This window comes from Actinomyces oris (assembly GCF_001929375.1).
Lineage (GTDB): Bacteria > Actinomycetota > Actinomycetes > Actinomycetales > Actinomycetaceae > Actinomyces > Actinomyces oris_B.
On sequence record NZ_MSGO01000008.1, the window covers coordinates 6,436 to 19,297 of the forward strand.

Genomic DNA, 12,862 nt, shown 5'->3' on the forward strand with positions numbered 1-12,862 from the left:
CTCAGTGGTTTGGGGGAGAAGTAAGTCGCCGACGCAGAAATACGTCGTCGATCATCCGCTTGCGGGGTGCCACCAGTTGCTCGTAGATCGAACGGCTGTAACCGAGGGCGAACAGGGGATCCCCGGTCGACACGAAGGCCACCACCGGGCAGTACTCGACCGCATCACGAGGGGCTGCCTGGCTCTCCATCGAATCAGGGTGCCTGTTGCAGAGGTGAGGTGGGCCCCCTGGTCTGCTGGGCATCAGTCGATCAGATCCAGGAGATGGCGACGCGCCTTCATCGCATGGATGAGTAGCTGGTGACCACTGTCGAAGGTGAGAATGACGAGTTCCAGAAGCCGTCCTTGGCTGTCGAAACCCATGACGAACTGCTTGGCTGGTACATCGTCGTCCGGCCAGCTCTCGTAGATCCGGTGGTTGGCGGCTTAGAGTGCGTCCGCAGCGCTGATGCCATGCTTGAGCGCTGAGTTGTGGACTTTCACGCGACAAAGGCTCGTACGGCCGAGCGAATGATCTCGGAGCGGCTGGTGCCGTCCTTCTCAGCGCGCTGGTCGACCGCGGCTACCAGACTGTCGTCCATGCGGACTGGGACGACCCGCGCCGCACCATCCCCGATGGGTCGGCGTCCTCGCTTCTTCAGCACTTCGACGTCGTATCCACGTTCCGCTTCGTCAGCCCACTCCTGGATCGTCTTGTCGGTGACTGGCACGCCATCAATGGTCTCCATACGACAAGTGTAATACGAAATAGTTGTCTGGGCATCACCGTAACTGGCGTGGTGAGCCCGTCGGCCTACAGGCCGGCCAGGTCGATCTTGCGCATGTGCAGGATCTTCTCGCGCGTGGCGGCGTCGGCCATGAGCTCGGCGATGTTGCGGGGGACGACCTGCCAGGACACACCCCAGCGGTCGACGCACCAGCCGCAGCGCTCGGCCTCGGGCACGGCCGACAGCCCCGCCCAGTAGCGGTCGATCTCCTCCTGATCCCGGCAGAAGACGATCAAGGAGACCCCGGGAGTGAAGGCGAGGTCCTGGGAGGCCCCCGAGTCCCTGGCCGCCATCCAGGTGCCGCGCAGCGTGAAGTCGGTGAACATCACCGTGCCCGCCTCCATCGGCCCGCCCTCCTCATAGCGGTACAGGGCCCCGCGGCGGGCGTCGTCGAACAGGGCGATCCAGTCCTCGGTGGCCTCCTCGGCGTTGGCGTGGTTGGTACCGCCGAACATGAAGGAGGGCAGGATGAAGGGGCGCGGCTCGCCGGCCGGATCGGTGAGCATGAGCTGCCAGGTCATGCCGAAGCGGTCGCGGACCCAGGCGTAGCGCGGCGAGAAGGGGTACTCGCCCAGCTCCATGAGCACGCCGCCGGCGGAGAGCCGCTCGTAGAGCTCGTCGAGGTAGGTCCGGGCCTGGTCCTCGCCGCCGAACAGGAGCGGGTCGAAGTTCAGGATGCAGCTGATCGACGGGTTCGGGGCGTCCTGGTCGCCGCCACTGATGAGCGAGAGGCGCAAGCCGTGGATGCTGACCGTGGCCGCGTACCCGGGCACCTGCTCGACGACGCAGGCCTCGCGGAAGACGTCGGCGTAGAACCGGGCTGCCTCATCGGCGTTGCCGTCGCAACAGATGGCGGGAGTGATGAGCTGGTCCATACGGCCACCGTATCGTGACGTGCGTTGGGGCCGCTCCGGGAGAGGAACGGCCCCAACACTGTGATCGGCGAGCCGGGTCATGCCCGGGTATTACCGGCTATGAGGTGGCCTTGCGCCGGTAGTGGAGAACTGCTGCACCGGTGAGCAGTCCGAGGATCGCCAGGGCCGTCAACCTGCTCGCGTTGATCCCTGTGCTGGGGAGGGGTCGCTTTGAAGCGGCACTGGTTGGGGCGGCCGTGGGTGCCTTGGTGGGCTCGGTGGCGACGGCAGGAGTGGGGGTCGAGCCTCCACTGGGCGCAGGAGTTGGCTGGGTGCTGGGAGTCCCGCTGTCGGGTGGGCAGTTCTCGCCGACGACGCAGACACCTGGCTTGTCCTGGGTGGGGAAGCCGGGATCGGGGTCGCACTCGTCTCCGACTCCGTCGTTGTCGTAGTCCGACTGGCCCCAGTTGCTGACGTCGGGGCAGTTGTCCTGGTCCCGTGGTGTGTTGTCGCCGTCGTCGGTGATGTCGACCTGGGTGGTGGCTACGGCGGTCTGTCCGTCGGATTGAGTGACGCGTAGGCCGATGACGCCGCTGAACTCCTCGGTGAAGGTATGGGTGATGCGTGGGGAGGTCCCGGTTTCGTCGTAGACGCCGTCACCGTTGAAGTCCCACTCGTAGGAGGTCAGGGAGCCTGAGACTGCGTGGGAGGCAGCGGCATCGATGTCGACAGGATCTCCGACCTTGGCGACATAGGGGCCTTGGATCCAGGCGAAGGGCTTGTTGAGCTCGCTGCTGATGGCCTTGTTGACGAGGTCGCTGACCTGGTCGGGAGAGGAAGCGTTGGCGGTGGTGCCTGTGCTGGAGGTGACCAGCGTCTGGAAGCTGGTGGAGTTGAGCTGCCCGGTGTCAATGCCGTAGACACTGACCGGGTCCACTTCGTAGGCGGCCTTGGCGACGGAGGCAGCGGTGTAACCGGTGTCCGGCTCTGGGTCGCGTGGAGGAGCATCACCGATGACGACGACGATCTTCTTCACCCCGTTGCGCCACTTCAACTTAACGGCTTGCATGACGCCGCTGTAGACGCTGGCGTTAGTGTTACCGAAATTCCCTCCCTCGTACGTCAATGAATCTAGTCCTTTTTTAAGAGTGGATTCGTCGCTGGTGAAGTCGACATCTGTTCGGGCTAGATAGTTCTGGGCACCGAATTTAGGGTGATCCTTGTAGTCGACGAGCGCGAAGCGATACGACGAGGCGCCTTTCTGTGTTTGTTTAATGATTGTTCTGACTCTTGCCTTGAGGGCGCCAACATTGTCTTTCATGGAGCCAGTGGAGTCGATGGCGAAGGCTATGTCTATATCTCCCTTCACTCCCATCATTGGGTTGTTGAAACTAGGAATTCCGACTTTCTCGATGATAAGTTCGGCGATTTTTTCGTGACCTGTAATATTAGGGTGGTAGAAATTATTTGAATCGAGGCTGGCGGAGGATCTCGTGATACCGTCCGCCCCTTGTCTTCCTTCGGTTTCAAACAGTTCGTTAATCCACCTTTGATCATTGTCCGCCGCGTCCCAGGGGGAGGGCTCATGCCCCTCGAACCCGTCGGCAACGCCTTCAATGTAGTTCACTTTTGATTTCGGGTGGGAGGCATTCCATTCTGAAACAAGAGATTCTTGGATATCCTTTGCTGAATCGCTCAACGAGCGCACTTCTGTAGAGGCCTTGTAAGAGAGGCCGGCGGAGCGGAGGATGAATGGCGTATTTGTTGAAAGTCGAGGGTATCCAACAAGTATCACCTGAAAATCCCCCTGAAGTCGACCATCGATAGCTCGCAATATCTCTAATGTTTGCGATTTTACGGACGTAAGTGATGATTTAGCGTTGTCAACGTTAGACTTACAAGAAGCAGCATCTCTCATTCCGGGAGTAAAGCACTGCTTAACAATCTCTGAGAAGTTTACGTCATTTCCTCCGATAGTGAACATCACTAAATTTGTGTGAGGATCCATAGCGTTGACCTGCTCGTTAAGAACCTGATCAGTGGTGTATCCACTGTGTGCAAGGTTGGTGAGAACTGTAGGTGCGCCTTGATCGTTGAGCCAGTTCACATAGTTGTGTGCCCAATTTTTATGGCTTCGGTATGTATCCTTGGGGCCATAGTAACTTCCAGCTCCATTCCCTGCCGAGTAGGAATCGCCCAGTAATGTTGCGCGAATTAAATTACTGCTGTTAACATCAGCAGATGCCGGACTGCCGATCAACGTAAGATGAGTTGTCATCATAATGAGCGCCAATAGGGCGACTGTGACAATGGAGGAGTTTACGTGCTCTCTGTTCGCGAGCGAGTGTTTTGCTGAATGTGTGAAACGCATGGGTTTGAACCTCTTCTAGATGTATGTAAGAATTATATGGACTGCGTTATTTAGGTAAGAATGCTCGCTGTCCTCGTTAATTGAGATGAACACCGTCATGTAGTCGTCTGGACTCCGATTATGTTTGCCGGTCCATGAATTTTTGTAGCTCGTTTTTTCGCTCCATCCGTGTAGCCTGGCATAATCGATGAACTTCAGTCTTAACTGTTCTGAGTCCACGCTCTTGTCCGAGAACCACCTGTAGAGGTGTACTCCTGAGTATTTTGATTCAAACCACTTCGGGAGCGGTGATTCTTCGGCGTGAATGGCGCGATATCCCAGAATCGTCGTCGCTCCCATGGGGTCGTTCTTGAGTGCTCTGAGCTGCTTCGCCTCGTAGGAGAGCGGGGCGCCTGGGGTGTGGGCCCAGATGAGCCCAGCCCCGCCAATGATGCCACCAGCAATCGCCAGTCCGCCGATTTGCTGCAGAACCAGCCTTCGTGACAAGCGCGAGCGTGGCGGCCTGGTAGGCTCCGTGCAGCCTGTGGGTGGGCTGGGGGTGTGGGGAGGGTCGTGGGATTCCGGGACTGCCGTAGTCATGTCGCAATTGTATATAGTTTGATGTGATGGGTGGGCAGATTTGCGTGCTGATGTTTGTCAGTAGTTCCTGGCTGAAATTTGAAGATGGGCTCCTGTGCCTCCTCAGCTTGGAATGGGGTTCGCCGATTTTAGTTGTGGTGTTGTTCGCGCTCATTATAAGGATCTATTGTTGTGATGGATTATTTTCTGAAGTGCGGGAAACTGGGGCGTATAAGGTGTGGTCGGGTGGTTTCAGGCGATCCGAGGGGCGGAGGTGCTCTCGCTGTGTCGGTTCCCCGTTGCGCGCGGTAATACCCTTCATCTTGGCTGTGAAGTGTTGCGGAAATAGTTACGAAACTGAGTCTGGATCGACGGCTAAGGTGTAGTCGATGATGCCTAGAACTTTCCTTTTTTGGATGGCTCTCTTCCTTCGAATCCAATATATGGCTCCATGTAGTCGTCAGGTTTTCGGTGTGCGTGCTGGGTGATCCATGCCGTTGGGGTGGTGATGCGAGTTTCTTCTTCCCGTCCGTGGGACTTTGCGTAGTCTATGAACTCGTCTCTGAGCTGCTCTGAGGGTTTTGTTGGGTCTCGAAACCATCGTTCGAGATGAACTCCTGGATATTTTCAAGTTGTCCAACCCGGAAGCTCCGACTCTTCTGTGCGGGCAGCTTTTATGTCGAGAATGGTCTCGTGTCTCATGGGGTCGTTTTTGAGGGCTCTTAGGGCTCTCGCCTCATATGACAGGGGACCTCCTGGGCCGAAGGCCCAGGAGGTCCGCCTCCGACGGCCAGTCCTCCGACAAGAGTCCCGCAGCCGATGCGAGTCAATAGCTTGCGGCGAGATAGGCGCGAGGGTGGGGTTGTGGATTCTGATGCAGGGGTATGGGGCTCTGGGACTGCCGTAGTCATATTGTGATTTTAAGAACTCCGTGAGACGGCGGCGTAGGGTGGTGCGTTGAAGTTAATCAGTATTGCCGAGGGTGTCTTGGAGTGATGAGTTCTCGCGCCGAGGCGGGTGTGTCGAAGTCCGATTCAACCTCGCCGCACCACAGCAGTTGTGGTTAGGCTTGCCTTGTGAGTAAGAAGTCCACTGACGCCGCCGGCTCGACCGACCTGCCGCTGCCTCACGCCGACCGTCCCGTCGCCTCCGCGCCCGGCCACTGGGTCCTGGCACGCGCCGGCAAGCGCGTCCTGCGCCCCGGCGGCGCCGCCCTGTCCGCCGCCATGCTCAGCCACGCCGGCCTCGCCGGCGCCGACGTCGTCGAGCTCGCCCCGGGCCTGGGGCGCACCGCCGCCGAGATCATCAAGGATCACCCCGCCTCCTACACGGCCATCGACCGCGACCCCGACGCCGCCCGGCGCGTGGCCGCCGTCGTTGGGGACCTCGGCACCGTCCGCCAGGGCGAGGCCGCCGACACCGGCCTGGACGAGGCCAGCGCCGACGTCGTCGTCGGCGAGGCCATGCTCACCATGCAGGGGGACAAGGGCAAGGCCGCCATCGTCGCCGAGGCCGCCCGCGTCCTGCGCCCCGGCGGGCGCTACGCCATCCACGAGCTCGGCGTCACCCCCGACGACATCGACGAGGACTACTACACCCAGCTGCGCCGCGACCTGGCCCGCTCCATCCACGTCAACGCCCGCCCCATGACGGCGGCCGCCTGGAAGGAGCTCATGGAGGACGCCGGACTCGTCGTCGACTGGGTCGACACCGCCCCCATGGCCCTGCTCAAGGTCGGCCGCAACATCCGCGACGAGGGCCTGGGCGGCTTCCTGCGGATCGCGCGCAACGTCGCCGCCGACAAGGCGCTGCGCCGGCGCGTCCAGGAGATGGCCGCCACCTTCAAGCGCTACGAGAAGGACATGGTCGGCTTCGCCCTCGTCGCCCACAAGCCCGAGTCCTGAGCCCCGCTTCTCCGGCAGAGTGAGTGCAGGGGCAGGAGGGACGGCAGTCGATCCGGAAGGCGCGACCGGCGTTAGACCGTGTTGCATATGTCGGGGTGGAGCCCGGTTCTCGCCAGTCGTCGACGTCGCGGTCGTACCTTAGCTCGCGCGTTCGAGGGGTAAAGGTACGAACTCGCGGATGCCGTCCCTACTTGTGCAACGGGCCCTAGTCATCGCGGGTCGGCCCGCGCAGACCGGCGCGCAGCACCTCCCGGTTGAGCAGCGCGATCGCCTCGATCGGGATCCCCGCCGGGCACGCCGGCACGCACTCGCCGTACACCGAGCACGGCCCGAAGAGCTCATCGAGCTCCCGCGTCATCGCCCGGCCCGCCGCCCCCGCTCGAGGCGCCCGGCCGGCATGAGCGACAGGTGCGCCAGCTTCGCCCCCGCGAAGAGCGCCGCCGCCCCGTTCGGGCAGGCCGCCACACAGGCCCCGCAACCGATGCAGGCGGCGAAGTCCAGCGCCCGCTCCGCCTGCAGGTGCCCCTGGGCGACGTCATCGGCGTCCGGCGCGGTCCCCGCGGCCACGTCCACGGTCCCGCCCGCCCGGATGAGCTCGTCGAGCGCCGTGCGGTCCACCACCAGGTCCCGGATGACCGGGAAGGCCGCCGACCTCCACGGCTCCAGCCGGAAGCGCGTCACCCCCGGGAAGGCCCGCAGGTGCTGACGGCAGGCCGGGGTCGTGTCCAGCGGCCCGTGCGGCACCCCGTTGACGAGGAAGCCGCAGGCTCCGCACACCCCCTCCCGGCAGTCCGACTCGAAGACCACCGGCTCGCCGCCGGCCTCGATGATCTGGTCGTTGAGGCGGTCGAGCAGCTCGAGCAGACTCATCTGCGGCTCGGCGTCCTCCACCACGTGGCTCTCGAAGAAGCCTTGCGCCCGCGGCCCGTCCTGCCGCCAGATCTCCAGCTCGACTCTCATCGGTAATCCCTCACCTGCATGGGCACCAGCGAGAAGCTCAGCGGCTCGGAGCGGCGCGTGTGCCCGCCATCGTCCCCCGTCTGCCAGGCCGACACCGAGCACCAGGTCTCGTCATTGCGCTGGGCCTCGCCGCCCTGCGTCGCGTACTCCTCACGGAAGTGGGCGCCGGCGGACTCGCGCCGGTCCAGGGCGTCGAGGATCATGACCTCCGCCAGCTCCAGGAAGTCGGCGACCCTCAGTGCCCGTTCCAGCTCCTGGTTGAGTCGCGCCTGGCCGCCGACCACGGTGACGTCGGCCCAGAACTCCTCACGCAGGGCGCGCACCTCCTCCAGGGCGCGCAGCAGCCCCGCCTCGGAGCGGCTGACCCCACAGCCGGCGTAGAGGACCTCGCCCAGCCGGCGGTGGAACCACACGGGGCGGTGGGTCCCACGCACCGCCATGAGCGCCTCAATGCGCTCGCGGGTATCGGCCACGGCGTCAAGCGCCTCCGGAGCGTCGGGGCTCAGAGGTCTACTGCCCACCAGCCCGGCCAGGTAGCTCGGCACGGCCAGCGGCAGCACGAACCAGCCGTCCACGCTGGCGCTCAGCAGCGAGTTCGCCCCCAGGCGGTTGGCGCCGTGGTAGTTGTTCGAGGCCTCCCCGCCCACGAACAGTCCCGAGATGGTGGACATCTGGTCGAAGTCCACCCACAGCCCTCCCATCGTGAAGTGGGCGCCCGGGGCGATGCGCATAGGAACCTCGTAGGGGTCCTCCCCGGTGGCGTCGAGGTACATCTCGAACAGGTTGCCGTAGCGCGAGGCGATGGTCTGCCTGCCCAGCCGCTCCAGCGCATCGCGGAAGTCGAGGTAGACCGAGTTGCGCAGCGGCCCGACGCCGCGGCCGGACTCGATCTGCTCGCGGGCGTTGCGCGAGGCCACGTCGCGCGGGGTGAGGTTGCCGAAGGCCGGGTACTTGCGCTCCAGGTAGTAGTCGCGCTCGTCCTCGGGGATCTCGTTCGGGGGCCGCTCGTCCCCGGGGCTCGCGGGCACCCAGATGCGCCCGTCGTTGCGCAGGGACTCGCTCATGAGCGTGGTCTTGGACTGCCAGTGGGAGCTCACCGGCAGCGCCGTGGGGTGGAACTGCACCATGCAGGCCGAGGCGAAGGCCGCCCCGCGCCGGTGGGCGCGCCAGGTGGCGGTGGCGTTGGAGGCCATGGCCAGGGTCGAGTAGTGGTAGACGCTGCCGTAGCCGCCGGTGGCCAGCACGACGGCGTGAGCGGTGTGGGCGCTCACCTCGCCGGAGAGCAGGTCCCGGGTGACGATGCCCTGCGCGCGGGAATCGGCCACGATGAGGTCGAGCATCTCGGTGCGGGTGTGCATGCGGACGCTCCCGGCGGCGATCTGCTCCTGGAGGGCCTGGGCGCAGGCGATCTCCAGCTGCTGCCCGGTCTGGCCGCGCGTGTAGTAGGTGCGCGAGACCTGCACCCCGCCGAAGGAGCGGGTGGCGAGCTGTCCGCCGTACTCGCGGGCGAAGGGCGCCCCGATCGCCTCCATGTGGTCGATGACCCGGCCGGACTCCAGCCCCAGGCGCACGACGTCGGCCTCCCGCCCCCGGTAGTCCCCGCCCTTGACGGTGTCCTTGACGAAGCGCGCCAGGGAGTCGCCGTCGACCTTGCGGGCCCGGGCGGCGTTGATCCCGCCCTGCGCGGCCACCGAGTGGGCGCGGCGCGGGGCGTCGTGCAGGCTGAAGCACTCCACCCGGTAACCCAGACGCCCCAGGGTCGCGGCCGCCCCGGCACCGGCCAGTCCGGCACCCACCACGATGACGGTCAGCTTGCGGCGGTTGGCGGGATTGACCAGGCGGTACTCGTCGCGCCGTCGCTCCCAGGCCTGCTCGGGAGGGCAGTCCGGAAGGTGCGCATCAAGGTCCTCGCCGACGTCGTACAGGCCACCGACGGCCCCCGGCGCACTCGGGCTCATCCGATCACCCCCGTGCAGATGAGGACGGGCAGCAGGCCGTTGACGACGGCGATGGCCAGGGCCACGGCCAGGGCGAGGGCACGGCACGCCTTGCGCAGCCTGGGGCCGGTGCCGCCCAGGTCAATGACCACGTTCCACAGGCCCTGCGCCAGATGGAGGGAGAGTGCCAGCATGACCAGGCTGTAGAAGACCGCCATGCCGGGGCGCGACAGGCTCGCCACGAGGTTGTGGTAGGCGCTGACCTGCAGCTCGCCGTTCGACGTCGTCGGCGCCTGAAAGCTCTCAGGGGCGATGAGACGACCGATGGTCAGGTCGAGGATGTGGACGAGGACGAAGACCCCGATGAGGACGCCGGTCACCAGCATGGAGCGGGCACCGATGGTGCGGACGGGCAGGGCCCGGCGCCGGAAGGCCCCGCGAGTGCTCCTCGCACGTCGCCACAACGTGATTCCCGCGGCCACGTGCGCCGCGACGCAGGCCCCCAGGGCCAGTCGCATCGCCCACAGGAGCCCCTCGTGCGGCAGGAGCGGGTAGGCGACCCGCCGCAGCCAGGCGGCGTAGCCGTTGAACGCCTCCGGGCCCGCGAGAACCTTGAGGTTGCCGACCATGTGGACCACGACGAACAGGGCCATGATCGTGCCGGTGGCCGCCATCGTCACCTTGAGGACGCGCTGCGAGGCCCACACGGGGGTGCGGCGCCTACGCCGGGCAGGAAGCGCGTCACCAATGGGCTGAGCAGCCTCAGGGGCGCGGGCGACCGTGGATGTCGCAGCCATCTGACCCACCCTCCTTTGCGCAGAACAACCCATCACTATGATAACGAACACAGTGATACTGGCATAGAGTGTGAACCCTGTGTTTCGGCGGGCCGTCCAAGGCGACCGGCCGCCTCCCGCGGCTGAGGCGGAGGGCGGCCGGTATGAGAAGCGCGGTGGCGTCGGAGAAGAGGGGCCCTACTGGCCGGCGTGCTGGGGCGAGCCCAGCTCGATGCTCTTGCCGCCGCGGGCCAGGGCCTCAACGGCGCCGGACTGCGAGTTGCGGCGGAACAGGACGTTGGAGGCGCCGGCCAGCTCGCGGGCCGGGACCACGCGCGGCTCCTTGAACAGGCCAAGGTTGCCGGGCACCACACCGCCCTGCGGCATGAGGGAGACCTTCGTGCCGGCCGTCAGGTACAGGCCGGCCTCGACGACGCAGTCGTCACCCAGCGGGATCCCGAGCCCCGAGTTCGCCCCCAGCAGGCAGCGCTCGCCCAGGGCCACGCGCTGGCGCCCGCCGCCCGAGAGCATGCCCATCGTGGAGGCGCCGCCGCCGACGTCGGAGCCGTCACCGATGACGACCCCCTGGGAGATGCGGCCCTCGACCATGGAGCGCCCCAGCGTCCCGGCGTTGTAGTTGACGAAGCCGGCGTGCATGACCGTGGTGCCCTCGGACAGGTAGGCGCCCAGGCGCACGTTCGCGCCGTTGCCGATGCGCACCCCCGAGGGCAGCACGTAGTCGGTCATGCGGGGGAACTTGTCCACCGAGTGGACCTGGACGGGGCGCCCCACGGCGGCACGCAGGCGCATGCGGGTGGTCTCGAAGTCCTCGGCGCGGCAGGGCCCCGCGGAGGTCCACACCACGTTGGGCAGGCGGGAGAAGATCCCGTCCAGGTTGACGGTGTTGGGCCTGACCAGGCGGTGGGACAGCGTGTGCAGGCGCAGGTAGGCGCCGGCCACGGTCTGGGGGGTGTCGTCGAGGTCGGCCCAGGTGCGCACCACGGTGGTGTGGACGCCGCGGGCCTCATCGCGCCGCTCCATGGCGCTCAGCGAGGCCAGGAGGTCGGCGTGCCCGTCCTCGGGCTCGTCACCGAGAATCGGGCGGGGGTACCACACGTCGAGGGTGTTGCCGTCGTCGGTCACGGTCGCCAGACCGAGACCCCATGCGCTGCGAGTCGTCATGGGAACACCCTACGGTCCCCGATGGCTGACCGTTGCCGACGGGCGTGCGAGAATCACCGCATGGCGCGCACGACGATCCACCTCATGCGGCACGGCGAGGTGCACAACCCCGAGGGCATTCTCTACGGCCGTCTGCCCGGGTACCACCTGTCGCCCCTGGGCCACCGGATGGCTCAGCAGGTCGCCGACGTCCTGTCCGCCTCCGGGCACGACATCACCCGGGTCATCACCTCACCCCTGGAGCGGGCCCGGGAGACCGGCGCCCCCACCGCCGCGGCCTTCGGCCTGACGCCGACGACCGATCCCCGACTCATCGAGGCAGGCAACTCCTTCGAGGGCGTGGCCGTCAACCGCAACCGCTGGATCCTGGCCCACCCCACCTACTGGTCCAGCTACGTCAACCCGCTGCGCCCATCCTGGGGTGAGCCCTACCGGGAGATCGTCGAGCGCATGCGCGGCGCCGTCGTCTCCGCGCTCGACCTCGCCGAGGGCCACGAGGCGCTCCTCGTCTCCCACCAGCTGCCCGTCTGGTCGCTGCGCCTCTTCCTGGAGGGCCGCCCCCTGGCCCACGACCCGCGCCGCCGCCAGTGCGCCCTGGCCTCCCTGACCTCCCTGACCTTCGAGGACCGCACCCTGGTGGGACTGGCCTACTGGGAGCCGGCCGGTGACCTGCTGCGTCAGGCCCGCGACATGGTGCCCGGCACCTCCTCCGCCAAGACCGCGGGCAGCGCCAGCCCCGCCGGACACGCCGAGGCGGCCCGGTGACCCAGCAGCCGCCCTCGCGCCCAGTCGGCGGCGAGGTCGTGCGCACCGGCCCGCCCGGTGAGGTCCTCCGTCCCGGCCGTGCCCGCCCCGCCCCACGCCGCCCCTGGACCGGACAGGACTTCGTGTGGTGGCACACCGCCGCCGTCCTGACCGCCACCCGCCAGGGCCGCCGCCCCAACCCGGTCTCACCGACCATCGACCCCGTGCGCCCCGCCCTGGGATCGGGCGAGGTCATGCTGGCCACCTGCGACGCCGAGCTGCTCCTGTGGCGGCGCGGGGACGCCACCTACAACCCCTCCCGAGGCTTCTTCCTGGCCGGCGGCCCCGTCGGCCTGGCCCTGACGGCCGCCTTCTTCGGCGGCCAGGCCTACCTCAACCACCGGCGCCGACGCGCCGCCGAGGCCGACGCCGTCGAGAAGTGGCGCCACCTGGCCGGAGCCCGCCTGACCGTGTCCACCCACGGCATCTACCTGGGCACGGGGGAGGGCGTCATGCCCGTCTCCTACGCCGACATCCAGGAGGTCCGGCTCACCGCCACCGGCGAGATCGTCGTCGCCGCCGCCAACGCCTCCGGCTCGGTGCGCCTCAAGATCCGGGCCCAGTGGGCCGAGCTCGTCCTCATCCTGTGGTCGGTGCGCTACATGCCCGAGCACCCCCAGCTCATCGGGCGCACCTGGATCCCCGGCGACTGGCTCATCCACGCCGCCGCCCACGGTTACGACGTCGACACCACCCCCTGGCCCCAGGCCCGCCCCGCCCTGCCCTGAGGCCGGAGCGCCGCGACCGGG

General features: G+C 66.2%; 12 protein-coding genes and 1 pseudogene. 4 read left to right on the forward strand and 9 right to left on the reverse strand.

The genetic code is table 11. The features are described from left to right. Nucleotide 1: 1 nt before the first annotated feature. Entirely contained in the window at nt 2-190 is a 189-nt protein-coding gene (locus BKH32_RS02110; RefSeq protein WP_075248414.1) for a hypothetical protein, read from the reverse strand. 110 nt (nt 191-300) lie between these two features. Between BKH32_RS02110 and BKH32_RS13855 the strand changes: the two genes are divergently transcribed. After that, nucleotides 301-468, forward strand: coding sequence for a hypothetical protein (locus tag BKH32_RS13855; RefSeq protein WP_178384530.1), 168 nt, complete (start codon nt 301-303; stop codon nt 466-468). 11 nt (nt 469-479) lie between these two features. Here the strand turns inward: BKH32_RS13855 and BKH32_RS02120 are convergent, their stop codons facing one another. From BKH32_RS02120 to BKH32_RS13450, 4 genes are all read right to left on the reverse strand, one after another. Beyond that, complete coding sequence (locus BKH32_RS02120) at nt 480-728, reverse strand: ribbon-helix-helix domain-containing protein (protein WP_075248415.1); 249 nt, start codon at nt 726-728, stop codon at nt 480-482. 65 nt (nt 729-793) lie between these two features. Continuing rightward, nucleotides 794-1,642, reverse strand: coding sequence for a VOC family protein (locus BKH32_RS02125; RefSeq protein ID WP_075248416.1), 849 nt, complete (start codon nt 1,640-1,642; stop codon nt 794-796). Between the two features lie 97 nt (nt 1,643-1,739). Then, nucleotides 1,740-3,992: a VWA domain-containing protein gene (locus tag BKH32_RS02130; RefSeq protein ID WP_075248417.1), complete on the reverse strand. Its 2,253-nt coding sequence runs from the start codon at nt 3,990-3,992 to the stop codon at nt 1,740-1,742. 15 nt (nt 3,993-4,007) lie between these two features. After that, nucleotides 4,008-4,571: a hypothetical protein gene (locus tag BKH32_RS13450; RefSeq protein ID WP_143222666.1), complete on the reverse strand. Its 564-nt coding sequence runs from the start codon at nt 4,569-4,571 to the stop codon at nt 4,008-4,010. A 1,055-nt stretch (nt 4,572-5,626) separates the two neighbouring features. On the opposite strand from BKH32_RS13450, the gene BKH32_RS02135 reads away from it, so the two are divergent. Then, entirely contained in the window at nt 5,627-6,454 is an 828-nt protein-coding gene (locus BKH32_RS02135) for a class I SAM-dependent methyltransferase (protein ID WP_075248418.1), read from the forward strand. Between the two features lie 205 nt (nt 6,455-6,659). On the opposite strand, the pseudogene BKH32_RS02140 reads toward BKH32_RS02135, so the two are convergent. The 4 genes and pseudogenes from BKH32_RS02140 to dapD all read right to left on the reverse strand — a co-directional run bounded on the left by BKH32_RS02140 (nt 6,660) and on the right by dapD (nt 11,309). Further along, nucleotides 6,660-7,414 (reverse strand): annotated as a pseudogene (locus BKH32_RS02140) (succinate dehydrogenase/fumarate reductase iron-sulfur subunit). Continuing rightward, nucleotides 7,411-9,372: a fumarate reductase/succinate dehydrogenase flavoprotein subunit gene (locus BKH32_RS02145; protein ID WP_075248419.1), complete on the reverse strand. Its 1,962-nt coding sequence runs from the start codon at nt 9,370-9,372 to the stop codon at nt 7,411-7,413. The pseudogene BKH32_RS02140 and the gene BKH32_RS02145 overlap by 4 nt, the downstream one beginning before the upstream one ends. Then, nucleotides 9,369-10,148, reverse strand: a complete 780-nt coding sequence (locus BKH32_RS02150; protein ID WP_081376655.1) for a succinate dehydrogenase cytochrome b subunit — start codon at nt 10,146-10,148, stop codon at nt 9,369-9,371. Before BKH32_RS02150 ends, BKH32_RS02145 begins: the two co-directional genes overlap by 4 nt. 177 nt (nt 10,149-10,325) lie before the next feature. Then, on the reverse strand, nt 10,326-11,309 hold the full coding sequence (gene dapD, locus BKH32_RS02155) for a 2,3,4,5-tetrahydropyridine-2,6-dicarboxylate N-succinyltransferase (RefSeq protein ID WP_075248420.1): 984 nt from the start codon (nt 11,307-11,309) through the stop codon (nt 10,326-10,328). Nucleotides 11,310-11,369: 60 nt separating this feature from the next. Between dapD and BKH32_RS02160 the strand changes: the two genes are divergently transcribed. Both BKH32_RS02160 and BKH32_RS02165 read left to right on the forward strand, forming a co-directional pair. After that, nucleotides 11,370-12,074 (forward strand): histidine phosphatase family protein, encoded by a 705-nt coding sequence (locus tag BKH32_RS02160; RefSeq protein WP_075248421.1) that lies wholly within the window; start codon nt 11,370-11,372, stop codon nt 12,072-12,074. Further along, entirely contained in the window at nt 12,071-12,841 is a 771-nt protein-coding gene (locus tag BKH32_RS02165) for a hypothetical protein (protein ID WP_081376656.1), read from the forward strand. The genes BKH32_RS02160 and BKH32_RS02165 overlap by 4 nt, the downstream gene beginning before the upstream one ends. The last annotated feature ends 21 nt before the right edge of the window (nt 12,842-12,862 follow it).